Annotated in this window: 22 protein-coding genes; 15 read left to right on the top strand and 7 right to left on the bottom strand. The window is 74.4% G+C overall.

Annotated elements, in window-relative coordinates:
* Positions 1-137 precede the first annotated feature (137 nt).
* Together Q1K26_RS17085 and Q1K26_RS17080 are read right to left on the bottom strand one after the other, a co-directional pair.
* Positions 138-629 (bottom strand): pyridoxamine 5'-phosphate oxidase family protein, encoded by a 492-nt coding sequence (locus Q1K26_RS17085; protein WP_300013567.1) that lies wholly within the window; start codon positions 627-629, stop codon positions 138-140.
* A complete protein-coding gene (locus Q1K26_RS17080; RefSeq protein ID WP_300013564.1) occupies positions 626-1,135 on the bottom strand; it encodes a GNAT family N-acetyltransferase in 510 nt (169 codons plus the stop codon). Before Q1K26_RS17080 ends, Q1K26_RS17085 begins: the two co-directional genes overlap by 4 nt.
* A 60-nt stretch (positions 1,136-1,195) precedes the next feature.
* Between Q1K26_RS17080 and Q1K26_RS17075 the strand changes: the two genes are divergently transcribed.
* Positions 1,196-1,741, top strand: a complete 546-nt coding sequence (locus Q1K26_RS17075) for a CGNR zinc finger domain-containing protein (RefSeq protein WP_300013562.1) — start codon at positions 1,196-1,198, stop codon at positions 1,739-1,741.
* Between the two features lie 47 nt (positions 1,742-1,788).
* Here the strand turns inward: Q1K26_RS17075 and Q1K26_RS17070 are convergent, their stop codons facing one another.
* Entirely contained in the window at positions 1,789-2,463 is a 675-nt protein-coding gene (locus tag Q1K26_RS17070) for an MBL fold metallo-hydrolase (RefSeq protein ID WP_300013559.1), read from the bottom strand.
* 159 nt (positions 2,464-2,622) lie between these two features.
* Between Q1K26_RS17070 and Q1K26_RS17065 the strand changes: the two genes are divergently transcribed.
* From Q1K26_RS17065 to Q1K26_RS17045, 5 genes are all read left to right on the top strand, one after another.
* Positions 2,623-3,840 carry an ABC transporter substrate-binding protein gene (locus tag Q1K26_RS17065; RefSeq protein WP_300013556.1) on the top strand — a complete coding sequence of 406 codons (1,218 nt, stop codon included), beginning with the start codon at positions 2,623-2,625 and terminating at the stop codon, positions 3,838-3,840.
* A 1-nt stretch (position 3,841) separates the two neighbouring features.
* Positions 3,842-4,699 (top strand): branched-chain amino acid ABC transporter permease, encoded by an 858-nt coding sequence (locus tag Q1K26_RS17060; protein ID WP_300013553.1) that lies wholly within the window; start codon positions 3,842-3,844, stop codon positions 4,697-4,699.
* Between the two features lie 337 nt (positions 4,700-5,036).
* The gene (locus Q1K26_RS17055) at positions 5,037-6,014 is read left to right on the top strand and encodes a branched-chain amino acid ABC transporter permease (protein ID WP_300013550.1); all 978 of its coding nucleotides are present in this window, start codon (positions 5,037-5,039) and stop codon (positions 6,012-6,014) included.
* Positions 6,011-6,772 (top strand): ABC transporter ATP-binding protein, encoded by a 762-nt coding sequence (locus Q1K26_RS17050; protein WP_300013547.1) that lies wholly within the window; start codon positions 6,011-6,013, stop codon positions 6,770-6,772. Before Q1K26_RS17055 ends, Q1K26_RS17050 begins: the two co-directional genes overlap by 4 nt.
* Before the next feature lie 39 nt (positions 6,773-6,811).
* Positions 6,812-7,513, top strand: coding sequence for an ABC transporter ATP-binding protein (locus Q1K26_RS17045; RefSeq protein ID WP_300013545.1), 702 nt, complete (start codon positions 6,812-6,814; stop codon positions 7,511-7,513).
* Between the two features lie 74 nt (positions 7,514-7,587).
* Here the strand turns inward: Q1K26_RS17045 and Q1K26_RS17040 are convergent, their stop codons facing one another.
* Positions 7,588-8,199: a sporulation protein gene (locus Q1K26_RS17040; RefSeq protein WP_300013570.1), complete on the bottom strand. Its 612-nt coding sequence runs from the start codon at positions 8,197-8,199 to the stop codon at positions 7,588-7,590.
* A gap of 21 nt (positions 8,200-8,220) precedes the next feature.
* A complete protein-coding gene (locus Q1K26_RS17035; RefSeq protein WP_300013542.1) occupies positions 8,221-8,646 on the bottom strand; it encodes an OsmC family protein in 426 nt (141 codons plus the stop codon).
* Positions 8,647-8,962: 316 nt separating this feature from the next.
* Between Q1K26_RS17035 and uvrA the strand changes: the two genes are divergently transcribed.
* A complete protein-coding gene (uvrA, locus tag Q1K26_RS17030; protein ID WP_300013539.1) occupies positions 8,963-11,872 on the top strand; it encodes an excinuclease ABC subunit UvrA in 2,910 nt (969 codons plus the stop codon).
* Between the two features lie 121 nt (positions 11,873-11,993).
* On the opposite strand, the gene Q1K26_RS17025 is transcribed toward uvrA, so the two are convergent.
* Complete coding sequence (locus Q1K26_RS17025; protein WP_300013536.1) at positions 11,994-13,055, bottom strand: class I SAM-dependent methyltransferase; 1,062 nt, start codon at positions 13,053-13,055, stop codon at positions 11,994-11,996.
* A gap of 67 nt (positions 13,056-13,122) precedes the next feature.
* Between Q1K26_RS17025 and Q1K26_RS17020 the strand changes: the two genes are divergently transcribed.
* The 8 genes from Q1K26_RS17020 (at position 13,123) to Q1K26_RS16985 (ending at position 23,417) form a co-directional block, all read left to right on the top strand.
* Positions 13,123-15,924 (top strand): BTAD domain-containing putative transcriptional regulator, encoded by a 2,802-nt coding sequence (locus Q1K26_RS17020; RefSeq protein ID WP_300013533.1) that lies wholly within the window; start codon positions 13,123-13,125, stop codon positions 15,922-15,924.
* A 184-nt stretch (positions 15,925-16,108) separates the two neighbouring features.
* Positions 16,109-16,729: a translation initiation factor IF-3 gene (infC, locus tag Q1K26_RS17015; protein ID WP_300013530.1), complete on the top strand. Its 621-nt coding sequence runs from the start codon at positions 16,109-16,111 to the stop codon at positions 16,727-16,729.
* Between the two features lie 81 nt (positions 16,730-16,810).
* Positions 16,811-17,035: a 50S ribosomal protein L35 gene (gene rpmI, locus Q1K26_RS17010; RefSeq protein WP_300013527.1), complete on the top strand. Its 225-nt coding sequence runs from the start codon at positions 16,811-16,813 to the stop codon at positions 17,033-17,035.
* A gap of 36 nt (positions 17,036-17,071) precedes the next feature.
* A complete protein-coding gene (gene rplT, locus Q1K26_RS17005; protein ID WP_300013524.1) occupies positions 17,072-17,458 on the top strand; it encodes a 50S ribosomal protein L20 in 387 nt (128 codons plus the stop codon).
* Between the two features lie 53 nt (positions 17,459-17,511).
* A complete protein-coding gene (locus Q1K26_RS17000; protein WP_300013521.1) occupies positions 17,512-18,279 on the top strand; it encodes an RNA methyltransferase in 768 nt (255 codons plus the stop codon).
* Positions 18,280-18,432: 153 nt separating this feature from the next.
* Positions 18,433-19,452 carry a phenylalanine--tRNA ligase subunit alpha gene (gene pheS / locus Q1K26_RS16995; RefSeq protein WP_300013518.1) on the top strand — a complete coding sequence of 340 codons (1,020 nt, stop codon included), beginning with the start codon at positions 18,433-18,435 and terminating at the stop codon, positions 19,450-19,452.
* Positions 19,453-19,462: 10 nt separating this feature from the next.
* Positions 19,463-21,949 carry a phenylalanine--tRNA ligase subunit beta gene (gene pheT / locus Q1K26_RS16990; RefSeq protein WP_300013515.1) on the top strand — a complete coding sequence of 829 codons (2,487 nt, stop codon included), beginning with the start codon at positions 19,463-19,465 and terminating at the stop codon, positions 21,947-21,949.
* Between the two features lie 22 nt (positions 21,950-21,971).
* Complete coding sequence (locus Q1K26_RS16985; RefSeq protein WP_300013512.1) at positions 21,972-23,417, top strand: carboxylesterase/lipase family protein; 1,446 nt, start codon at positions 21,972-21,974, stop codon at positions 23,415-23,417.
* 700 nt (positions 23,418-24,117) lie between these two features.
* On the opposite strand, the gene Q1K26_RS16980 is transcribed toward Q1K26_RS16985, so the two are convergent.
* Positions 24,118-24,705, bottom strand: a complete 588-nt coding sequence (locus Q1K26_RS16980) for a hypothetical protein (protein WP_300013509.1) — start codon at positions 24,703-24,705, stop codon at positions 24,118-24,120.
* Positions 24,706-24,878 lie beyond the last annotated feature (173 nt).

Raw genomic sequence — 24,878 nt, 5'->3', positions numbered from 1 at the left:
CACCGCGATCATGACCCGACAACTCGTAGCCCAACGATCCGGAGGACCACCCCCGCCACGCTGGGGCACCGACCGCGCACCAGCACCACCCCGACAGCAGGATCGACAGGCCGCATGATCAGTTCGCCAACAGGCTCTCAGTGCTTGCGGACCACTCGCTCCGGTTCCCCGGGCTTCCAGATCGTCACGTCCATGTGTCCGTCGCCGACCTCCACCGCCGAGGCTCCCGTCAGGTCGGCGGCGTAGCAGTGGTCGAAGACCTGCCCGCGCAGGTCCAGCCCGATGTCGGCGAACAGGTCCTCGGCGAACCGCTGGTGCAGCGCCCGGTCCGCGACGTCGTGCACCACTCCCCACAGCTTGGCGTCGCCGTCGGTCACCTGCGTGTCGACGGTGGCGGTGTGCAGGCAGAACCGCGGGTCACGACCGAGGTCGCGGAACTTGGTGGTCTCCGGCATGCCGACGATCCACAGCCGGTCCTCGAAGAACCGTGGCTCGACGGGGCTGATCCGCGGGAAACCGTCGGAGCGCAGGGTGGCGAGCATGCACAGCTTGCCGGTGGCGGCGTGGCGGCGCGTGAAGATCGTGGCGATCCGCGGTGCGGCGGCGGCGAACCCGCTCCAGGTGGTCACGAGGCGCGCCCGTCGATCAGGGCCACCCGGGCCACGGCCTTCTCGTAGCGGCGGCACGGGACGAGGACCGCCTCCCCTCCGGCCGTAGCGGCCGCGTAGTCGACGGGCCCGGCGTCGGACCAGCCCCGGCGCTCGTAGAAGCGGCGGGCGCGGGCGTTCCCGCCGGCGACGGCCAGCCAGGCCCGGCCGTGCGTCGCGGCGACGACCCGCTCGCCGTGCGACAGCAGGGCGGCCGCGGTTCCGGTGCCCCGCGCGGGTGCGGCGACGTAGAGCTGCTCGACCTCGTCGCCCCGGACCGTGACGAAGCCGATGACCTCCGCACCGGCGGCGGCCACCGCGGTGAACGGGATCTGCGCGGGTACGCGGGCGCGGAAGTCGGCCGCCTGTCGGTGGGGGAGCAGCGCCGCGGGCACGTGCCCGAGGTGGCCGTCGCGCCAGCCGCGGTGCCAGAGCGCCGCGATCGCCTCGCCGTCCCGCGGTACCGCCTGCCGGATCGATGTCGTCATCGGCGCGCCTCCGTCACGGATGTAAGCTCTTTTGACCGTGAGAACGTTAGGAGCTTCCGCGTGACAGGTCAAGATGTTTTCGATCGTTACATCGACGCCGGCGCGTTCGCCGCCGCGGACCTCGTCAACGACATGGCGCCCGGCGTGGAGCTGCCCGTCCTGGCGCGGATCCTGGCCGTCGACCCACCGTCGGTCGCCCGGCTGGTCCCGGCCGACGTGCCGGGATTCGTCGCGCTGGCGCACCGGCTGCGCGAGGTGTTCGCCGATCTCGGTCGGGGTGACGTGGACGCGGCGGCCGCGCGGCTCAACAACCTGCTCGCCGCCCACCCCGCCCACCCGTACCTCGCGAAGGAGGGAGGCCGGTGGCGGGTGCACCACCACCCCGTCGACGCGGCGGTGCTGCCGATGTGGACCGCGATCTGCGCCGAGAACCTGGCCCGCCTGATCGGGGCGGGCGAGTGGCGGCGGCTGGGTACCTGCGAGGCGGCCGCGTGCGAGCGGGTGTTCCTCGACGAGTCCAAGAACTCCGGCCGCCGGTTCTGCTCGTCGACCTGCAACAACCGGGCCCGCTCGGCGGCATACCGCCGTCGCCGTGCGACGGCCTGAGTCCGGTCTCCCGGCCGTGCGCCGGCGCACGTCGGCGCACGCGCCGCCTACCAGCCGCGGTCGCGCCACTCCGGCAGGCTCGGGCGCTCGGTGCCGACGGTCGTGTCGTCGCCGTGGCCCGGGTAGACCCAGGTGTCGTCGGGGAGCCGGTCGAACACCCGCCTCTCCAGGTCGTCGAGCAGCGAGGTGAACTCCTCGGGGTTGGTGGTCCGCCCGGGGCCCCCCGGGAACAGGGAGTCCCCGGTGAACAGGTGCGGCCGGTCGGCGCCGCGGTAGAGCAGGGCGATCGAACCGGGGGTGTGGCCGCGCAGGTGCACGACCTCCAGCTCCACGTCCCCGAAGCGCACGGTGTCGCCGTCGTCGACCAGCACGTCCATCGGGATCGGCAGCTCCGGGGCGTCGAGCGGGTGCGCGATCTGGCGGGTCTGGAACATGCCGGCGACCGCGCCGAGGGCCTGCCAGTGGTCGGGGTGGCGGTGCGTGGTGACGAGGTGGCGCAGCTCGGGGCGGCCGTCGCCGGAGCCGACGAGATCGGCCAGGCGGTCGGCGTCGTTGGCCGCGTCGATCAGCAGCGCCTCGTTCGTGGCCCCACAGACCAGGAGGAAGGCGTTGTTGTCCATCGGGCCGACGGAGAGCTTGGAGATGGTCAGGCCGTCGAGCTCGCGGCGGATCGCCGCGCCGCCGGGATCGGTGTGACCGGAATAGGTGTCTGCAGCGTCCACCCCGTCCACACTAGTGCGCGTCACGATCGGGTTGCGGCCCGCCCGGGTGCTCACCGGAGGCGTTGACATCCGCCCCGCTGCACTACACGATCCGTCCGATTCGCTCCCCGTTTGTAGAACGTCCCACCACCACCGGTCAACTCATCGAGGAGTCCCGACATGGAGCACCCCGCCCTCACCCGCCGCAGGCTGCTCGGCCTGTTCGGTGCCGCCGCGACCCTGCCCGTCCTGTCGGCGTGCGGCAGCACGGTCGGTGGCGGGGGGAGCACCCCCGCGGCCGGTGGCGGTGGCACGGTCAAGGTGGGGCTGGTCGTGCCGCAGTCCGGTGTCTACGCCTCGCTGGGCACCGACATGCAGCGTGGCTGGGACCTCTGGCTCGACTCCAACGGCGGCATGTTCGGTGACTACACCGTGGAGACCGTCGCCGTCGACGAGGGCGAGACACCCCAGACCGGCGTTCCGGCGGTCCAGCGGGTGATCCAGCAGGACGGCGTCGACGTCGTGGTCGGCATCGTCAACTCGGCGACCGCGCTGGGCGTCACGGACCTGCTCACCGAGTCGAAGAAGCTGCTGGTCGTGACCAACGCCGGGGCCGGCGCCCTCACCGGGCCCGAGCGCACCCCCTACATCTGGCGCACCTCGTTCACCAACGCGCAGATCGCGGCGGCGATGGGCACCTACCTGGCCGAGTCCGGGTCGGCTCCCGACGTCTTCGCGATCGCACCGGACTACGCCGCGGGCACCGAGGTCATCGAGGGCTTCACGGCGGCCTACACCGCGGGCGGGGGCACCATCGCGGGCGAGGCGAAGACCCCGTTCGGCACGACGTCGGACTACCAGCCGTTCCTGTCCACGATCCAGGCCTCCGGGGCCACGGCCACCTTCTGCTTCTTCTCCGGCGCCGAGGCGATCACGTTCGTGCAGCAGTACCAGCAGTTCGGGCTGTCCGACACGATCCCGCTCTACGGCTCGGGCTTCCTCACCGAGGGCTCGGTGCTGGCACAGCAGGGCGCCGCCGCGCTGGGCGTGCAGACGACGCTGCACTACACCGACCAGCTCGACAACCCGGCGAACACCGCGTTCGTCGAGGCCTACACCGCCGCCCACGGCGAGCCGCCGAGCACCTTCGCCACCCAGACCTACGACGCCGCGAACGTCCTCGACCGCGCGCTCGCGACGGCCACCGCGCTCGACGGGGACTCGCTGGCCGCCGCGCTGGGCGGGATCGGCACCGTCGACGACAGCCCGCGCGGCCCCTGGGAGTTCGACGGCCAGACCCCGCGGCAGAACATCTACCTGCGCACCGTCGAGGACGACGGCGGCACGCTGGTCAACGCCGTCACCCAGGACCTCGGGCCGCAGAGCCAGCCGGCCTGAGATGCTGGTCAGCGTCCTCAACGGGTTCGCGATCGGGTTCCTGCTGTTCATCCTCGCGGTCGGGCTCTCGCTCGTGTTCGGGATGATGGACGTGCTCAACCTTGCCCACGGCGCGCTGTTCCTCGGCGGCGCGTACCTCGGGGCGACGCTGGCGGGCAGCTGGGGCGGGTTCCTGGCCGCGCTCGGGTTCGCCGCGATCGGCGGGCTGCTTGCGGGCGGGGTGCTGTCGCTGATGACCGAGCCGCTGCGGAAACGCTCGCACCTGGACCAGGCGCTGTTGACGCTGGGCGTGTCGCTGATCGTCGCCGAGCTGCTGATCATCCGGTTCGGCGACGACCCGCTGTCCGCCCCGCCCCCGCCCGGCCTGGACGGCTCGGTGTCCGTGCTGGGCGCGGTGTACCCGACCTACCGGCTGCTGATCATCGTGATCGGGGCGGTGCTGGCGCTGGCCGTCTACCTGGTCGTGGAGCGCACGAGGGTCGGCGCGCTGGTGCGGGCCACGGTCGCCGACCGGGAGATGGTGGCCACGCTCGGGATCGACAACCGGCTGGTCAAGGTCGCGGTGTTCGGCGTCGGCTCGCTGCTCGCCACGGTCGCGGGGGTGCTGGGCGGGCCGATCTACGGGGCCCGGCCGGGGCTCGACGCGACGGTGCTGATCCTCGCGCTGGTCGTCGTCGTCATCGGGGGGCTGGGGTCGGTGCGCGGCGCGCTCGTGGGGGCGCTGGTGATCGGGCAGATCGACACGCTGGGCCGCTTCCTGCTGCAGGACCTGGCCTCGTTCGTCCTGTTCGGGGCGCTGGCCGTGGTGCTGGTGCTGCGGCCGCAGGGCCTGTTCGGGACGCCGGCGGTGGCGCGGTGACCGCGGTGCCGGCGGTGACCCGGGCGAGTGCGGCGTTCGGATCAGCCGAGGGGCGCGTTCTCACGGGGTCCGTGCGCGCGGGGTCCGTGCGCGCGTCCACCGGCGGGCGCGGCCCCGTGGGGGCAGCGTTCGTGCGGTGCGGGACCGGGCCAGATGATCGCCGGTTCGGAACCGCGGGGCGTGCTCTGTGCCGGCCCGGGTTCCGGAACGACGATCAACTGCGGTCGCTCACGCCTGCCCGTTCCGAAACGGTGATCACCGGGCGCCCCGGATCGAACGGTCGGCCCCGGGTCGAGCGACCCGCGCCGGCCGCCCCCGTCGCCACGGGGGCGGCGTCGTGACCGCCGTCGAGACGCCCGCCGTGCCCGGCGGCGCCGCGCCGGTGCCCCGGGGCGGCCGGGGCCGGTGGGTCGCGGTCGTGGTGTTCGTGGTGCTGGCCGCGGCGCCGCTGTTCCTGGCCCCGTTCGCGGTGTCCACGCTGAGCCGCATCCTGGTGTTCGCGCTGTTCGCGGTCAGCCTGGACCTGCTCGTGGGCGTCACCGGCCTGCCGTCGCTCGGGCACGCCGCCTATTTCGGCTCCGGCGCCTACGCGGCGGGTTGGGTGTCGATCAACGTCACCGCCGAGTTCCCGGTGCCGCTGCTCGTCGGTGCGGGGGTGGGCGCGGTCGCGGCCGCGCTGACCGGCTGGATCACCGCGCGGACGGCCGGGGTGTTCTTCCTGATGCTGACGCTCGCGATCGGCGAGATCGTCAGCCAGATCGCGAACAGCTGGGAGGAGGTGACGGGCGGCGCGAACGGCCTCACCGGCATCCCGGCCGTGCAGGTCGGCGGGCAGTCGCTCACCAACCTCGGCTTCGCCCACTGGTACATCCTCGTCGTGTTCACGCTCGGGTTCGGACTGGTGTGGCTGGTGGCCCGGTCGCCGTTCGGCGCGGCGCTGCGCGGGATCCGGGACAACGAACCGCGGATGCGGGCGCTGGGCTACCCCACCGCGCTCTACAAGTACGCCGTGTTCGTGATCGCCGGTGGGGTCGCGGGGGTCGCGGGTTCGCTGCTCGTCGCGCAGTCCCGGCTCGTGTCGGTGGCCGACGTCGGCTTCCTGATCTCCGCGCTGATGCTGCTGGCCGTGGTGATCGGCGGGGCCGGGTCGCTGTGGGGCGCGGTGCTCGGGGCGGCGCTGGTCGTGCTCGTCCGCGACGCGCTGAGCCCCACCCTCGACGGCCACGGCCCGCTGGTGCTGGGCGTCGTGTTCGTGCTGGTGGTGTACCTGCTGCCGCGGGGCGCCGCCGGGCTCCGGCCGAGGAGGCGGGCGTGAGCGCCCTGAGCTGCAGCGGTGTCAGCCGCTCGTTCGGCGCGCTGACGGCCGTGGACCGCGTCGACCTCACCGTCGCGCCCGGTGCGCGGCACGCCCTGATCGGGCCGAACGGCGCCGGGAAGTCCACCTTGTTCAAGCTGGTGACCGGCACGATGCGGGCGGACGCCGGCCGCATCGAGCTGGCGGGTCGTGACGTCACCGGCCTGTCGGAGGTCCGGCGCAACCGGCTGGGCATGAGCCAGACGCTGCAGCACTCGAGCCTGTTCGCGTCGATGACGGCGGCGGAGACGGTCTCCCTCGCGCTGCAGCGACACGACGGCTCGCGGATCTCCCTGCTGCCGCGCCGCCGTCCGGAAGTGCGGGACCGGGCCGACGCCCTGCTCGCCGACGTCGGGCTGCCCGGGCGCGGTGACACGGCCGTGCCCGCGCTGTCGCACGGTGAGCGAAAGCAGCTGGAGGTGGCGCTGGCGCTGGCCTGCCGGCCCACCCTGCTGCTGCTCGACGAGCCCGCGGCCGGGATGTCGGCCGCCGAACGCGGGCGGCTGGTGGAGCTGCTGTCCGGCCTGCCGCCGGAGGTCACCGTGCTGTTCGTCGAGCACGATCTCGACCTGGTCTTCGCACTCGCCGACTCGGTCACCGTGCTGCACCTGGGCGCGGTGCTGCTCTCCGGCACCCCCGCCGACGTGCGGGCCAGTGACGCCGTCCGCGAGGCCTACCTCGGGGCCGGGCGTCGCGAGGAGCTGTTCACCCGTGACTGAACCCGTGATCGAACGGCCGGCGCGACGAGCGGGGGAACGATGAGCTTCCTGGTGGTCCGCGACCTCGTGTCGGGCTACGACCGCAGCACCGTGCTCGGTGGCGTCGATCTCGACCTGGACCGGGGCGGCACGCTCGCGCTGCTGGGCCGCAACGGTGCGGGCAAGTCCACGCTGGTCATGACGCTGGCCGGGCTGGTCCCCGTCACCTCGGGGTCCGTCACGCTCGACGGGACGGAGCTCGCCGGGCGCCGGGCCGACGTGATCGCGAGGTCGGGGGTGGCGCTGGTGCCCCAGGGCCGGCGGGTGTGGTCGACGCTGACCGTGGCCGAGCACCTGTCGCTGGCGTCCCGGTCGCGGAGGGGCACCTGGACCGTGGACGCCGTCCTCGACCTGCTGCCCCGGCTGCGCGAGCGCCACCGGCAGCCTGCCGGGCAGCTCTCGGGCGGCGAGCAGCAGATGCTGGCGGTGGCCCGGGCGCTGCTCACCAACCCGCGACTGGTGCTGCTCGACGAGCCCTCCGACGGCCTCGCGCCCGCGATCGTCGAGCAGATCGGTGCGGTGATCACGACGATGCGCGCCGAGGGGGTGGCGGTGCTGCTGGTGGAGCAGGACCTGCACCTGGCGTTCGGGGTGGCCGACACCGTCGCGGTGATGGCGCGCGGCGAGATCGTGCACCGGGTGCCGACGGCCGAGTTCCGGCGCGACCCGGACACGGCGCAACGCCTACTGGGCGTGGCCTGACCGCGGAACCGGCCGGCCGTCCGTCCACGTGCTGTGACCCGGGGGCGGTGGCCGGGGGCGGGGGCGCCCGTGGGTCAGCCGAACAGGCCGCGGCGGCGGGCCAGCTCCTGCAGGTGCTCGGTCAGGGTCGACTCCCAGTGCCGGTCCAGCGCGTCGTGGGCGACGGTGAGCCGACGGGTGGTGTCACCGCCCGCGTCGAGGAGGCCGCCGCGCCGGTCGCCGACGAGCAGCACGTCGGTGCTGTGCGGTCCCGCCAGGAACACGACCTCCACCTCCGACAGGTTCACCCCGTGCGGCGGCGCGAACTCCACCTCCTGCACGAAACCCAGCTCCGCGCCGGGAACCCGGGTCGCCTCGAGATCCGAGCGCAGGAACCGGCAGCCGATGCCCTCCAGCGCGCCGCAGATCCGGTCGGCGACGGGCGGGGCGCCGACCCGGATCGGGTCGAGATCGGTCTTGTCGGTGGACCTCGCGATCTCCAGCTCGGTGCGCAGGCCCAGTTGCACCTTCGGCAGCTCGTGCGGGCCGAGCACGGTGAACGGCGTCTGCAGCGGCAGGCCGATCGCGAACGGCAGGGTCCGCCGCTCCCCGGGGTGCAGGGTGAACGGGCCGTGCACGCGCTGTCCGCCGACGCGCGACCGGCCGCGGCCGGAGCTGGAGCCCTCGACGCCGGACCGTTCGCTGATCGTCGACGACGTGCGTGCGGCCTACGAGGGCTGGGCGGGCCCCCCGCCGGTCCGCAGGATCGTGCGGATCGACACCGCGTCCCGCAGCAGCCGCGTGACCGGCGTGGAGTCGACCTCGGCGGCCAGTTGCTCGGCCAGGTCCGGACCCACGACGGCCTCGACGGTGACCGTGCGTTCCAGCATCGGCGTGCCGTCGCCGCGTACGGCCACGCGCACCGTCACCTCCCCCGGCGGCACCCGCCAGCGCTGCAGGAACGTGCGCACCGACATCACCGTGCACGACGACAGCGAGGCGGCCAGCAGCCCGAACGGCGTGGCGCCCTCGGGCTCGGGCGTGGCGTCGGCGGGGATCGTGCAGCTCAGCGACTCGCCGTTGACGTCGACGTCGGCGACCCGCCCGTCGTCGTCGGCCAGCCGGGCCACGGACCACACGTTCGGCTCTCCCACGCCGCGCAGGGTAGCCCGGGTCCCGCGGTCGGGCCCTCCGAGCACCTCGGGGGCGCCACCCGGCCCGTCCGGCGCAGCCGGAGGACCGGTCGCCGCCGAGCCTCCTCCCGCCCTTCGGTCGCCGGCCGCCGCGGAACCCCGGGTGCACCGGCGCTGACCTGCGCGCACGCGGGGCCGCGGGTCCGACTTCCCGGGCCATCGAACGTCTGTGCGATCCTCGGTGTCGGCGCGTGATTGTCGGTGGCGCTGCATAGCATGGGAGCACCGGCCGGAGCAGCGCCGCTTCGCCCACTCTCCAGATCCAGGAGGCCCTTCCGTGGCGGATCGTCTGATCGTGCGCGGCGCTCGCGAGCACAACCTGCGCGGCGTCGACCTCGACCTGCCGCGCGACAGCATGGTCGTGTTCACCGGCCTGTCCGGCTCGGGCAAGTCGAGCCTGGCGTTCGACACGATCTTCGCCGAGGGTCAGCGCCGCTACGTCGAGTCGCTCTCGGCGTACGCGCGGCAGTTCCTCGGGCAGATGGACAAGCCCGACGTCGACTTCATCGAGGGCCTGTCCCCCGCGGTGTCGATCGACCAGAAGTCCACCAACCGCAACCCGCGCTCCACCGTCGGCACCATCACCGAGGTCTACGACTACCTGCGCCTGCTCTACGCCCGCGCGGGCGTCCCGCACTGCCCGGTCTGCGGGCACGTGATCGAGAAGCAGACGCCGCAGCAGATCGTCGACCAGGTGCTCGCCATGGAGGAGGGCGCCCGGTTCCAGGTGCTGGCGCCGGTCGTGCGCACCCGCAAGGGCGAGTTCGCCGACCTGTTCGACCAGCTCCAGACGCAGGGCTACTCGCGCGTGCTCGTCGACGGCACGGTGCACCAGCTCACCGACCCGCCGAAGCTGAAGAAGCAGGAGAAGCACGACATCTCCGTCGTGGTCGACCGGCTCGCGGTCAAGGGCTCGGCCAAGCAGCGGCTCACCGACTCGGTCGAGACGGCGCTGCGGCTGGCCGACGGACTGATCGTGCTCGACTTCGTCGACCTCCCCGACACCGACCCGCACCGCGAGGTGCGCTTCTCCGAGCGGATGTCGTGTCCCAACGGGCACGCGCTCGCGCTCGACGAGCTGGAGCCCCGCACGTTCTCGTTCAACTCGCCCTACGGGGCGTGTCCGGAGTGCAGCGGCATCGGCATCAAGAAGGAGGTCGATCCGGAGCTCGTGGTGCCCGACCCCGAGGCCAGCCTGGCCGACGGCGCCATCGCGCCCTGGTCGGGCGGGCAGTCCGCGGAGTACTTCGGGCGGCTGCTCGACGGGCTCGCGTCGGCGATCGGGTTCCGGATGGACACCCCGTGGCGCAGGCTCGACGCCGCGGCGCAGAAGGCCGTGCTGCACGGCAGCGACGACCAGGTGCACGTGCGCTACCGCAACCGGTACGGCCGCGAGCGCTCCTACTACGCCAGCTACGAGGGGGTCATCCCGTTCCTGGAGCGCCGCCTCGACCAGACGGAGTCCGACTCGCAGCGGGAGCGCTACGAGGGCTACATGCGCGACGTGCCGTGCCCGGTCTGCAAGGGCGCTCGGCTGCGGCCCGAGGTGCTGGCCGTCACGCTGACCCACCGCGACCAGGGAGAGCGCTCCATCGCCGAGATCTCGGCGATGTCGGTGGCGGAGTGCGCGGCCTTCCTGGGCGGGATGGTGCTCGACCAGCGGCAGACGATCATCGCGGGCAGCATCCTCAAGGAGGTGCAGGCCCGCCTGGGCTTCCTGCTCGACGTGGGGCTGCACTACCTCTCGCTGGACCGGGCGGCGGGCTCGCTGTCCGGCGGCGAGGCGCAGCGCATCCGGCTGGCCACGCAGATCGGGTCCGGCCTGGTCGGGGTGCTCTACGTGCTCGACGAGCCGTCGATCGGGCTGCACCAGCGCGACAACCGCCGCCTGATCCAGACGCTCGTGCGCCTGCGCGACCTCGGCAACACCCTCATCGTGGTCGAGCACGACGAGGACACCATCCGCTCGTCGGACTGGGCCGTCGACATCGGCCCGGGCGCCGGGGAGCACGGTGGCCACATCGTCTACAGCGGGCCGGTCGACGGCCTGGAGTCGCACGACACCTCGATCACCGGCGCGTACCTGTCGGGGCGGCGCTCCATCCCGGTCCCCGCCACCCGCCGCAGGCCTGACCCGAAGCGCCGCCTCACCGTCGTCGGCGCGCGGGAGCACAACCTGCGCGGGATCGACGTCGGCATCCCGCTCGGCTGTCTGGTGGCGGTCACCGGGGTGTCCGGATCGGGCAAGTCCACGCTGATCAACGACATCCTGGCCACGGTGCTGGCCAACAAGCTCAACGGCGCCCGCCAGGTGCCCGGCCGCCACACCCGCATCACCGGGCTCGACGAGCTCGACAAGCTCGTGCGCGTCGACCAGAGCCCGATCGGGCGCACCCCGCGGTCCAACCCGGCCACCTACACCGGCGTCTGGGACAAGATCCGCACGCTGTTCGCGGCCACCACCGAAGCCAAGGTGCGGGGCTACCAGCAGGGGCGGTTCTCGTTCAACGTCAAGGGGGGCCGTTGCGAGGCGTGCTCCGGCGACGGCACCATCAAGATCGAGATGAACTTCCTGCCCGACGTCTACGTGCCGTGCGAGGTCTGCAAGGGCGCCCGCTACAACCGCGAGACGCTCGAGGTGCACTACAAGGGCAAGACCGTCGCCGACGTCCTCGACATGCCGATCGAGGAGGCCGCGGAGTTCTTCGCGCCGATCACCTCGATCAGCCGCTACCTGCGCACGCTCGTCGACGTCGGGCTCGGGTACGTGCGGCTCGGGCAGCCCGCGCCCACGCTGTCCGGCGGCGAGGCCCAGCGCGTCAAGCTGGCGTCGGAGCTGCAGAAGCGCTCCAACGGCCGCACCGTCTACATCCTCGACGAGCCCACCACCGGCCTGCACTTCGAGGACATCCGCAAGCTGCTGCTGGTGATCAACGGGTTGGTCGAGAAGGGCAACTCGGTCATCGTCATCGAGCACAATCTCGACGTCATCAAGACCTCCGACTGGATCATCGACATGGGTCCGGAGGGCGGGTCCGGAGGCGGCACGGTCGTGGCCGAGGGCACGCCCGAACAGGTCGCGGCGCACCCCACGAGCTACACCGGTCAGTTCCTCACCGGGCTCGTCACGCCGCAGGAGGCGCCCAAGGCCCCGGCCCGGCGACGCAGGGCGGCCGCCGCGAGCTGAACCCGCGGTGGAGCGATCCGCCGGCGCACGTCGCACACCCTGCGGCCCGTCGCAGACCTCGCACCCTGTGCGACGTTCCACGACCTGTGCGACGAGCAGGGCCGACCGCGCGTAGGCGCCGCTACACCAGCTGGTAGAAGCGGAAGAACGTGTCCTCGATCGGCAGCACCTCGGCGCCGTCGAAGCCGGCCTCGCTCGCGTACCGGCGCAGTGTGTCGGGCCGCATCACGGTGCCGGTGCCCACCGAGCCCGGGTGGGCCAGGCCGTCGGGCAGGCAGCACATCAGGCTGAAGCCGTACATGAGCTGCTCCACCTCGTCGCCGGGCGCGGTGTACGTCTCCGCCACCCGCTCGTCCATCACGAGGACGACGCCGCGGGTCCCGGCGAGCCTGCGCATCGCGGTGAGCACGCCGACCGGGTCGGGCAGGTCGTGGATGCACTCGAACGCGGTCACGAGGTCGTAGGTGCCGGTGACCGCGGCGGCGTCGGCGAGGTGGAAGCGCACCCGGTCGGCCACGCCCGCGTCGACGGCGTTGCGGCGGGCCGCGTCGATCGAGGGGGCGTCGAGGTCGTAGCCGTCGACGGTGACGCCGGGATGCGCGAGCGCCAGCCCGATCGCCGACCAGCCGTGCCCGCAGCCGACGTCGGCGACCCGCCCGCCGCGCTCCAGGACCGCGGCGATCCCGGGCACGGACGGCAGGTACTCGCGCGGCACGGGGCCCAGGAGCAGCGGCCGGTTCATCGCGGCCTGCCCCTCGCGGGCGTCGGCGCCGAACTCGGCCCAGCTCACCCCGCCGCCCGAGCGGTAGGCAGCGGCCAGCGCGTCCATGTGCTGCCCGAGGCCGACGCACATCCGGGCCAGCGGCAGTACGTGGTTCGGGCTGAGCTCGTCGGTGAGCACCTCGGCGGTGCCGGGCGGGAGCGAGAAGGTGTGCCCGTCGTCGACGGTGAGCACGCCGCAGACGGCCTGGTGCTCCAGCCACTCGCGGGCGTAGCGCTCCGCGGTCGCCGTCCGGGCCGCCAGCTCGGCGGGGGTGAGCGGGCCGCCGGCGGCGAGGGCGCGGTAGTAGCCGAGCCGGTCGCCGAGGTAGGTGGACTGGGCGAGCTGGAGGCCGAGCACCGCGCCGAAGAGGCGCTCGCCGAACTCCTGTGCGGTGGGGGTGGACAGTGTCGGTGAGGTCATGCGCCGACGCTAGGAAGGCCCCCTGTCGGCGCGCTGTCGCGGCGCTGTCAGGTGGCACGATGGGCCGGTGATCGGCGTGCTCGGCCCGCTCGCCGTCCTCGGTCCGGACGGCGTCGCGGTGCCCATCGGGAGCGGCCGTCAGCGCCGCCTGCTGGCCGCGCTGGCGTTGCACGAGGGCGCCGACGTGCCACCGCAGGGCCTCGCCGAGCTCGTGTGGGGTGACACGCAGCCCGCCGACCCGGCCGCCGCGCTGCACACCCTGGTCGCGCGGGTGCGGCGGCTGCTCCCGCCGGCGGTGTCCCTCACCACGGGTACCGGGGCCTACCGGCTGACCGGGCCGCTGGACAGCGCGGAGTTCGCCGCCCGGCTGGCCCGCTCCGCGCCGGATCCGGCCGTCCGGCTGGCCGACCTCGACGCCGCGCTCGCGCTGTGGCGCGGACGACCCTTCGCCGACCTCGACCACCCCGGCCTCGACCACCCCGACGTCGAGGTCGAGACCACCCGGCTCCACGCGCTGCGGGCCGCGGCCGTCGAGCGGCGCGCCGAGGCGCTGCTCGAGACGGGCCGGGCGGACGAGGCGGTGGCCGCGCTGGCGACGGCGGAGACCCTGAGCGAGGTCGCGGCCGGGGTGCTCATGCGCGCCCACGTGGCGGCCGGACGGCCCGCCGACGCGGCGCGGGTGTTCGCCCGGCTGCGCGCCGAGCTGGCCGAGCAGCTCGGCGTCGACCCCGCGCCCGAGCTGGTGCGGCTGCACGAGCGGCTCCTGCGCCACGAGATCCGCGCCGACCGGGGCCCGGGCCTCCCGGTCAGCGCGTTCCTCGGGCGCGACGCCGACGTGTCCCGCATCGCCGAGCTGCTCGACCGGTGCCGCCTCGTCACGCTCTGCGGTCCCGGCGGGGTGGGCAAGACCCGCCTGGCCCGTCATGTCGCCGCGGCGGCCGCGGCCGGCTTCGACGACGGCGTGCTGATCGTCGACCTGGCGCCGGCCACCCCGGACACCACGCAGGCCACGGTGGCCGGCGCCTGCGGGACGTCGGGGTCCGGCGACCTCACCGGCCGCATCGTCGAGGTGCTCGCGGTGCGGCGGCAGCTGCTCGTGCTCGACAACTGCGAGCACGTCGCCGACGTCGCGGCCGCGCTCGTGGAGGCCGTCGCGGCGGGCGCGCCCCAGGTCGCGGTGCTGGCCACCAGCCGAGAGGCGCTGCGGGCCGACGGGGAGCAGGTGGTGCCCGTGCCGCCGCTGCCCGCCCGGGCCGCGGCCGAGCTGCTCGTCGACCGGATCCGCGCCGCCGACCCGACCGCCGAGCCCGACCCGGACCTCGTCGCCACTGCCTGCGCGCGCCTCGACGGCCTGCCGCTCGCCCTGGAGCTGGCGGCGGCGCGGGCGCCCGCCGTCGGGCTGCGCGCGCTGATCGAGTCGCTCGACGAACCCCTCGACGCACTGGGCCGCGGCCGCCGCACGGCCCCCGCGCGGCACCGCTCGCTGCGCGAGGTCGTGGAGTGGTCGTTCCGGCTGCTCGACGCCCGGGAGCGGGAGCTGTTCGTCGGTCTCGGGGTGTTCGCGGGGGCGGTGGAGCCCGGCGCGGTCGCCACGGTCTGCGGCGACGTGAGCGCACTGCCCGACCTCGTCGGCCGCTCGCTGGTCGTGCGCCACGACGGCGACCCGGTGACGTTCGGGATGCTGGAGACGGTCCGCGCCTTCGGCCGTTCGCACCTCGCGGCCGATCCGCGGCACGCGGTGTTGCGGGCGCGGCACGCCGCCTGGGTCGTCGCGCTCGCCGAAGACCTCGCGGCGGCCCGGTCGCGCGCCGACGAGGCGGTGGCGCTGCGCCGGTTCGACGCCCACCTGGCCGAGGTCCGGCGGGCCCACGAGTGGCTGTGCGCCGCGGGCCCGATGGAGGACCTGCTGCGCCTGGCGCTGGTCTGCGCCGAGATCGGCTACCAGCGGGCCCGCGTCGACCTCGGGCGGATGGCCGACGATGCCGTCGCGGTCGCCGGCGGCTCCACGCACCCGCTGCTGCCGCGGGTCCTGGCCCTGACCGGGGTGCCGCGCTGGCAGCGCGGGGACCTCGACGGAGCGCGGGAGCGCGGCGTCGCGGCGATCGCGCTCGCCGAGCGCATCGGCGACCCGCTGCTCGCCCGCGAGGCCCACGAGGTGCTGGCCAACGTCGAGCTGTTCGGCGGTGACCTGCGGGCCGCCGACGCGCACACCGCGCGGTCCGCCGAGCTGTCCGCCGCCGCCGGGGACGACACCACGCTGATCATGGCGTTGTGCGACCGGACGGTCGTGGCCGCGTACGCCGGGGACGACGCGACCGCGGCCCGGCACGAGGCCGCCACACTGGCTGTGGCCGAGCGGATGGGGTCCCCGCTGGCCCACGGGTGGGCGGCGTACGCCGCGGGGGAGCGGCGCGCCGAGGCCGGCCTGCCCGACGCCGCGCTCCACCTGGAGCGGGCCGTCGCGCTGGCCGAGGAGGTCGACGCGGCGTTCCTCGCCGGCGTCGCCCGGCACACGCTCGTCACCACCGCGGCCCGGGCGGACCCCGCGGCGGTCGCACTGGCGCGGTTCGGCCCGCTGCTCGACACCTGGCTCGGCATGGGCTCGTGGACCCAGCTCTGGATCGGCGTACGGGCACTGGCCGAGGCCCTGTCCCGGCTCGGCAGGCACCACGACGCGGCCGTCTTGCTCGGCGCGCTCCGGGCGAGCCCCCGCGCGGCCCCCGAGTACGGTGCGGACGCGGTGCGCGTCCGGGAGATCGAGACGGCCGCCCGCGCGGCACTCGGTGACGGGTTCGCCGCCGCGCACGCGCGGGGCGCGGCGATGGGGGACTCCGGCGCCGTGGCGTGGGCCCGCCGCATCGGCCGCTGACCCGGTCCGGACGGCGCGCACCGGGCTGCTACCCTACGGAATGCGACCACCCTGTCGCGCGTTCCTCTGGCGTCAGGGCGATCAAGTGGAGCCCCGCTCCCACCCGTCACCGCGAGGTGCACGGGTCCGGTCCGACGACGAGCCCCCGCTCGATCCGGGGGGTCTCGTCGTTCGTGCTCGGTCTGTGGGTCTCCGCTCCGTCGCTTCCACGACGTCGATACGAGGAGACCCCATCAGCACAGAGACGCGCATCAACGACCGCATCCGCGTTCCCGAGGTCCGGTTGGTCGGGCCGAACGGGGAACAGGTCGGCATCGTGCGTATCGAGGACGCCCTGCGGCTCGCGCAGGAGGCCGAGCTCGACCTCGTCGAGGTCGCGGCCCAGGCCCGCCCGCCGGTCTGCAAGCTCATGGACTACGGCAAGTTCAAGTACGAGAACGCGCAGAAGGCGCGGGAGTCCCGCCGTAACCAGCAGCTCACCACGATCAAGGAGCAGAAGCTCCGGCCGAAGATCGACAAGCACGACTACGAGACGAAGCGCGGCCACGTCCGGCGCTTCCTCGAAGGCGGCAACAAGGTCAAGGTCACGATCATGTTCCGCGGCCGCGAGCAGTCCCGACCCGAGCTCGGGTTCCGGTTGCTGCAGCGCCTGGCCGAGGACGTGGTGGACCTGGGCGTCGTCGAGGCGACACCCAAGCAGGACGGTCGCAACATGACGATGGTGATCGCTCCGAACAAGAAGCCCGCGCCGCGCGGCCGGGCGACCTCGTCGGGGTCCGAGCCGGACGCGCAACCCGAGACCTGACAGTGCTCCACAGCTGACAGACCCGCTCCACAAGCACTGGCGGCCCGGCCACCGGGCCGCCACCGGTGAGTAGGAACAGGCATGCCCAAGAAGGCCAAGAACCACAGCAAGACCCCGAAGAACAAGACCCACAGCGGGATCGCCAAGCGGGTGAAGACCACCGGCAGCGGCAAGCTCATGCGCCAGCAGGCCGGCCTGCGTCACCGCCTCGAGGTCAAGTCGAGCAAGGAGACGCGCGACCTCTCCCACGACGCCCCGGTCGCCGCGGCCGACGTCCCGCGCGTCAAGCGCATGCTCGGCATCTGATTCCTCCGCTGACCCCCTCGATGTAAGGACACACTCATGGCACGCGTGAAGCGCGCGGTGAACGCCCAGAAGAAGCGGCGCACCACCCTCGAGCTCGCGAGCGGCTACCGCGGGCAGCGTTCCCGGCTGTACCGCAAGGCGAAGGAGCAGATGCTCCACTCGCTCAACTACGCCTACCGCGACCGCCGCGCGAAGAAGGGTGAGTTCCGCAAGCTCTGGATCACCCGCATCAACGCCGCGGCCCGCGCCAACGGCATGACCTACAACCGCTTCATCCAGGGGCTCAAGGTCGCCGGTGTCGAGGTCGACCGCAAGATCCTCTCGGAGCTGGCGATCAGCGACCCGGCCGCGTTCGCCGCGCTGGTCGAGGTCGCCCGCGCCCACGTCCCCGAGCCCGACGCGCAGAAGGAGCCGGCGGCCTGAGCCGTCCGTTCCCGGTGGACGCGCCGCCCGGCACCGAGCGCACCCCGCGAGTGGTGGCAGCACGCAAGCTGCTGCGCCGCCCGGGGCGCGATCGGGCCGGGCGGTTCCTCGTCGAGGGTGCGCAGGCCGTCCGGGAGGCGCTGACCTGGGCCACGGTGCACGAGCTGTTCGTCGCCGACCCGTCCCGGCACGTCGCGCTGGTCGGGGCCGCGCGGGATGCCGGTGCCCGGATCAGTGTCGTCGACGAGCGCGCGGCCGCCACCCTGTCGGACACGGTCACCCCGCAGGGCCTCGTCGCCGTCTGCGACCTGCTCGACGTCCCGCTCGCCGCGGCGCTGGCGGGCACGCCGCGGCTCGTGGCGGTCTGCGCCGCGATCGCGGACCCCGGCAACGCGGGCACCGTCATCCGGGTCGCCGACGCCGCGGGTGCCGACGCGGTGCTGCTCGCGGGCGACACCGTCGACCCGCACAACGGCAAGGCCGTCCGCGCGTCCACCGGAAGCGTCTTCCACCTGCCACTGGCCCGCGACCGCGACGCCGCGGCCGTGCTCGACGCGTGTCGGTCGGCCGGGCTCACGCTGCTCGTCGCCGACGGGCGCGGCGAGCTGGACCTGCACGATCCGGCCGCCGACCCCGTACTGGCCGCGCCGGTGGCGTGGGTCTTCGGCGGTGAGGCGCACGGCGTGCCTGCGGACCTGGCCGGCGCCGCCGACCACCGGGTCCGCGTGCCCGTCCACGGCCGCGCCGAGAGCCTCAACCTGGCCACGGCCGCCGCGGTGTGCCTGTACGCGAGCGTGGCCGCCCGCCGTCGCTCGTGCTGACCATCCGGCGCGGGATCAGGAGGTCGCGCAGCCCGGTTCGTGCCCGCGGATCAGCAGCCGGCGGCGCGACCGCCGGGGCGCGTTCCCACCGTCACCGTCCGTGCTCCTAGAATTCGGACGCCCCGCACCACGGTCGAGAGGTTCTCTGTTCCCATGTCCGACGCTCTCGACCCCGACGTGCTCGCCGCTGCGGTCAAGGCCGCCCGGGAGGCGTTCGACGGGGCGCCGGGTCTGGCCGCGCTGGCCGCGGTCAAGCCCGCGCACCTGGGCGACCGCGCCCCGCTGCTGCTCGCCCGCCGCGAGCTGGGATCGCTGCCGGGGCCGCAACGGGCCGACGCGGGCAAGCGCGTCAACGCCGCCCGCCAGGAGGCGCAGGACGCGTTCGACGCCCGCCGCGAGGTGCTCGCCGCCGAGCGGGACGCGCGCGTGCTGGCCGAGGAGGCGGTCGACGTCACGCTGCCGTGGGACCGCACCCCGCGCGGGGCCCGGCACCCGCTGACGCAGATCTCCGAGCGGATCGCCGACGTGTTCGTGGCGATGGGCTGGGAGGTGGCCGAGGGACCCGAGGTCGAGTCGTCGTGGCTGAACTTCGACGCGCTGAACTTCGGCAAGGACCACCCCGCCCGCACCATGCAGGACACCTTCTACCTCGAGGACGGTGCCGTCCTCCGGACGCACACGTCGCCGGTGCAGATCCGGTCGCTACTCGACCGTGAGCTGCCCGTCTACGTCGTCTGCCCGGGCCGCACGTTCCGCACCGACGCCCTCGACGCCACCCACACCCCGGTCTTCCACCAGGTGGAGGGCATCGCGATCGACAGGGGCCTCACGATGGGCCACCTCAAGGGCACCCTCGACGCGTTCGCCCACGCGATGTTCGGCCCGGAGTCGAGGATCCGGCTGCGGCCCTCCTACTTCCCGTTCACCGAGCCCTCCGCGGAGCCCGACGTCTGGTTCCCGCAGAAGAAGGGCGGCGCGGGCTGGGTCGAGTGGGGCGGCTGCGGGATGGTGCACCCCAACGTCCTGCGGGCGTGCGGCGTCGATCCCGACGTCTACTCGGGTTTCGCGTTCGGCATGGGCCTGGAGCGCACCCTGATGTTCCGTAACGGCATCCCCGACATGCGTGACATGGTCGAGGGCGACGTCCGCTTCAGCCGCGCCTTCGGCGTGTAGGGGAGTTCACGTGCGTGTTCCGCAGTCCTGGCTGTCCGAGCTCGTGGGCGAGCTCCCCTCCGTCGAGGACACGGCCGAGGCGTTCGTCCGCGTCGGGTTCGAGGTCGAGGAGATCCACGGCGCCCCCGACATCACCGGTCCGCTGGTCGTGGCCCGCGTCCGGGAGATCGAGGAGCTCACCGGCCTGAAGAAGCCGATCCGCTGGTGCCAGGTGCAGGTCGGGCCCGACCAGGTGAACGGCGTCATCTGCGGTGCGCAGAACTTCGCGGTGGACGACCTCGTGGTCGTCGCGCTGCCCGGCGCCGTCCTGCCCGGCGGGTTCGAGATCTCCGCGCGCACGACCTACGGTCACGTCTCCGACGGCATGATCGCCTCGGCCCGCGAGCTGGGGATCGGCACCGACCACGCCGGCATCCTCGTGCTCCCGCCCGGCACCGCCTCGCCGGGAGACGATGCCGGGGAGATCCTCGGGCTGGACGACGCCGTGATCGAGCTGGACGTCAACCCGGACAGCGGGTACTGCTTCTCCGTCCGCGGCCTGGCCCGCGAGATGGCGTGCGCGCTCGACGCCGACTACACCGATCCGGCCGCGCGGGTCGCCGTGCCGGACGCCGACGGCGAGGCGTGGCGGGTGGAGGTGGCCGAGCCCGCGCGGTGCCCGCGTTTCGTCGCCCGCCGCGTGGACGGCGTCGACCCGGGCCTGCCCGCCCCGTGGTGGATGCAGCGGCGGCTGCTCGCCGCCGGGATGCGCCCGATCTCGCTGATCGTCGACGTCACCAACTACGTCATGCTCGAGCTCGGCCAGCCGCTGCACGCCTTCGACGCCGGGCGGCTCGCCGGCGACATCGTCGTGCGCCGCGCGCGGGCGGGCGAGCAGCTCGTCACGCTCGACGACGTCACCCGCACTCTCGATCCGGACGACCTGCTGGTCACCGACGACTCGGGCCCGATCGCGCTGGCCGGGGTGATGGGCGGGGCGTCCACCGAGATCGCCGGGCCCGGCCCGGACGGCACCATCGACGTGCTGCTGGAGGGTGCGCACTGGGAGCCGACCGGCATCGCCCGGACCGCACGCCGGCACAAGCTGCCCAGTGAGGCGTCCAAGCGCTTCGAGCGGGTGGTCGACCCGCAGCTCCCCCCGGTGGCCGTCGAGCGCGCGGCCCAGCTGCTCGTCGAACACGGTGGCGGCACCATCGCCGGTGGCCGCACCGACGCGGGCGTCGCCCCGGCGCCGTCGGCCATCACCATGCCGCTGGACCATCCCGACCGCGTCGCCGGTGTCACCTACCCGCGCGGCGCCACCGTGCGCCGGCTGAGCCAGGTCGGGTGCGCCGTCGAGATCGTCTCCGGCGACGACGGTCGTGCGCAGGTGCTCGCCACCCCGCCGTCGTGGCGGCCCGACCTCACCCAGCCCGCGGATCTCGTCGAGGAGGTGCTGCGCCTGGAGGGGCTCGACGCGATCCCGTCGGTGCTGCCCGCCGCGCCCGGGGGCCGGGGCCTCACGCCGGGCCAGACCCGCCGCCGGGTCGTGTCGCGCGCCCTGGCCGAGGCCGGCTACGTCGAGGTGCTGCCGTTCCCGTTCGTCGGGCCGGCCGTGTGGGACGCGTTCGGGCTCGCCGTCGACGACGTGCGCCGCCGCACGGTCCACGTGCTCAACCCGCTCGACGCCGAGCGCGCCGAGCTGAGCACGACGTTGCTGCCCGGCCTGCTCGACACCCTGGTCCGCAACCGCTCCCGTGGCGCGACCGACCTGGCGCTCTACCACATCGGTCAGGTCGTGCTGCCGCACAAGGTGCCCGTCGAGATGCCCGACCCGCCCGTCGACCGCCGCCCCACCGACGCCGAGTACGCCCAGATCCGGGCCGCGCTCCCGGCGCAGCCGCTGCACGTGGCCGCCGTGCTGGCCGGTGACCGGGACGCCCGCGGCTGGTGGGGAGCCGGGCGCGAAGCGGGCTGGGCCGACGCCGTGCACGCCGCCACGCTGGTCGGGCAGGCGGCGGGAGCGGAGCTGCGGGTCACCGCGGCCGCGCTCGCGCCGTGGCACCCGGGGCGCTGTGCCGCGCTGCGAGTGGGCGACTGGACCGTCGGGCACGCGGGCGAGCTGCACCCGAAGGTCGTCGAGGCGCTCGGGCTGCCGCCGCGCACCTGCGCGATGGAGCTGGACCTCGACGCCGTCCCGGTGCAGGAGTCCCGGCCGGCGCCGCAGGTGTCGCCGTACCCGCCGGTGGGGATGGACGTGGCCCTCGTCGCGGCCGCCGACGTGCCCGCCGCCGCGCTGACCGAGGCACTCGTCGACGGCGGCGGCGAGCTGCTGGAGACCGTGCGCTTGTTCGACGTCTACGCGGGCGAGCAGGTGGGTGCGGGCAACCGGTCGCTGGCGTTCACCCTGCGCTTCCGCGCCCCGGACCGCACGCTGACCAGCGAGGAGGCCGCCGCGGCCCGCGACGCGGCCGTGGCGGTGGCCACCGAGCGGTACGCGGCGGTCCTGCGGGCCTGATCCATCGGGTAGGACTGGGGGCATGCACTCCCAGGTGAAGACCCTCTCCGGCGAGGTCCGCGGCCGCACGGTCGGCGGCGTCACGTCGTTCCTCGGCATCCCCTACGCCGCCGCGCCGTTCGGGGCCGGCCGGTTCCGGCCCCCCGGACCCGTCACGCCGTGGGACGGCGTGCGCGACGCGCTCGAGCACGGCCCGACGGCACCGGCACCCGGCTACCCGCCGCCGTTCTCCGACCTCCTGCCGGTCGTCACGATCCCGGGGGAGGAGTGCCTGAACGTCAACGTCTGGACGCCGGACCCGGGCGCCGCCGGGCTGCCGGTGATGGTCTGGATCCATGGCGGAGCGTTCGTGAACGGGTCCAACTCGATCCCGGTGTACGACGGGACCGCGTTCGCCCGCGACGGCGTCGTGCTGGTCGGCGTCAACTACCGGCTCGGAGCCGAGGGCTTCCTGCTGCTCCCCGACGGCACCCCCAACCTCGGCCTGCTCGACCAGGTCGCGGCGCTCACCTGGGTGCGCGACAACATCGCCGCGTTCGGCGGCGACCCGGGGAACGTCACGGTGTTCGGGGAGTCGGCGGGTGCGATGAGCGTGGGCGCGCTCCTGGCCATGCCGTCGGCGGCCGGGCTGTTCCGCCGCGCGATCCTGCAGAGCGGTGCCGCGCACCACACCCTCACCCCGGCCACGGCCACGAAGGTCGCCGGGTACGTCGCCGACGAGGTGGGCGCGCAGCCGTCCGTCGCGTCGCTGTCGACGGTGTCGCCGGAGCGGCTCGTGGCGGCGCAGCAGGCTCTCGCCCTCCAGCTCGCCCAGGCCCCCGACCCCGGCCGGTGGGGCGAGATCACGGCCAACCAGATGATGTTCGAGCCCGTCGTGGACGGGGAGGTGCTGCCCGTGCCGCCGACGCGGGCGGCGAACCCCGACGTCGACGTCATGATCGGCACCAACTGCGACGAGCACCGGTTCTTCCTGGTGCCACCGGGCGGCCTCGACCGGGTCACCGACGAGCGGCTCGAGGCCGTCGCCGCCGCGTACCGGCTGCCGGCCGGTGCCCTCGGGCACTATCGCGCACTGCACGACAACCCGGGTCTCGTGCTCGCCGACGTCATGACGGACTGGTTCTTCCGGCTGCCCGCGCTGCGGCTCGCCGAGGCGCACGGCCGCGCCCACGTCTACGAGTTCGACTGGGTCACCCCGGTGCTCGGCGGTCGGCTCGGTTCGTGCCACGCCCTGGAACTGGGGTTCGTGTTCGACACCCTGGCCGCGGGAACCATGCTGAGCGGCGACGACGCGCCGCAGGCCCTCGCCGACGCGATGCACGCGGCGTGGGTCGGTTTCGCCCGGACCGGTGACCCCGGCTGGGAGCCGTACGGCGAGGCGCGCCGGGTCCGCCGCTTCGGCGATGTGATCGAGACGCAGACCGACCCCCGCGGCGCGATCCGGGAGCTGTGGGCCGGGATCCGCTGACGCGGCCGGGGGTTGCCGACGCGGCCGCAGGGCCCGCGGTCTCACCGCGCACCTGCTCGGGAGCGAGGTAGCCGGGGTTTGCCGGGGCGGCCGGGGCGAGGGAGCTGGCGGGGTCGGCGCGCGGGCCGGGGTGGGCCGGGCAGGCCAGTGTCGGCCGGGGTCGGCTCATGCGGCGGGGTCGGCGGGGGCCGTGGCGCCGTCGGCCGCAGTGGTGATCAGCGGTTCGGCACCGGGCGCGCGTCCGGGCACGCTCGTGGGTTCCGGCACGACGATCATGGCGTCGCCGCCCCGTCATGATCGGCGTCAGGGAACGTCGGGCGGGGTGGAGCACGCCCGCCCGTTCCCGTTCGTCGATCACCACGGCGCCCGGCCCGGCGGCGGCAGCGCCCAGCCCCCGGGTCCCCGGTGCTGCCGGGTCCCCCCGGGGCCGGGGGTGCACGGTTGCCGGGGTGCCGGGGTGCCGGGGTGCCGGGTGTGGAGGTGCCTGGCTGCGGGCCGGGGTCCCGGGGGTGCCGGGTCCCGGTGGCCGGTGCCGCCGGACGCCGACCGGGTCCGGCGCGACCGGGTCCCCCGCGCCGTACCACGTCCGCTCACCGGACCTCCCCGTACCGGGCCGCGCCGCGGCGGGCCCGGGAGCGTGACCGCTCGGGGGGCCACGCCCCCGTCGGGCGCAGGTGGGCGGCCACCCGGTGTCCCATCGCTACGTGGGGAGGGCGGCCAGTGCGGCGGCGCCCGCGGCCCGCCACGCGTCGTCGGACGGCGCGCCGTCGAGCACCGCGATGGTGACGACGTAGCGCGTGGCGGCGAGCTGCATGGTGACGCCGGGAGCGGTGTCGACGAGCACGGCGGCCTCGCCCACCCCGCTCAGCTCCCGCCGCCCCTGCGGTGGACCGGCACGCACGAAGTCGGCCGGGGTGCCCGCTCGCGGCTCGTAGACGTTGACGGCGGCGAGCGGGTCGGGGAACCCGCGGGCCGACTCGGCCACGCAGCTGGAACTGCTCGACCCGTCGGCGCGCTCCACCTCGCCCTGCTCCGGCGGAAGGACCGGACGGCCCAGCAACGCGCTGAACCCGAGCGCGTCGAGCAGGCACTCGTCGGCCAGCACGTCGGCCGCCAATGCGCTGCGCGTGGGGGCCGAGGGGGTCGGGTCCGCCGCCGACGTCGACGGGGGAGGGGCCGGGCCGGGGGCGGGCGAGCCGGTGCCGGGCACCGCCGTGGTGCAGCCGGCCAGCAGGAATGCCGCCACGTACACAGCGGCCGGCAGCACGGCGCTTCGACGTCCCCTCACGGCGGCGACGGTAGCCCGCGTGCGGGGTCCTCCGTGGCCGTTCCGGACAACCTCCGCGCCCGCCTGACCGGACCTGCATACCCGAGGGCGTCGGTATCCCGGATCCTGCGGCGGTCGGTGACCTCCGGGCCGGCCGGGCCGGATAGGGCGCCGCGGTGTCCCGCGGCCGGTGC

It is taken from the genome of Pseudonocardia sp. (assembly GCF_029263155.1).
Classification (GTDB): domain Bacteria; phylum Actinomycetota; class Actinomycetes; order Mycobacteriales; family Pseudonocardiaceae; genus Pseudonocardia.
The sequence above is the reverse complement of the archived record's forward strand: the minus strand, read 5'-3'. Positions and strand labels throughout refer to the sequence as shown.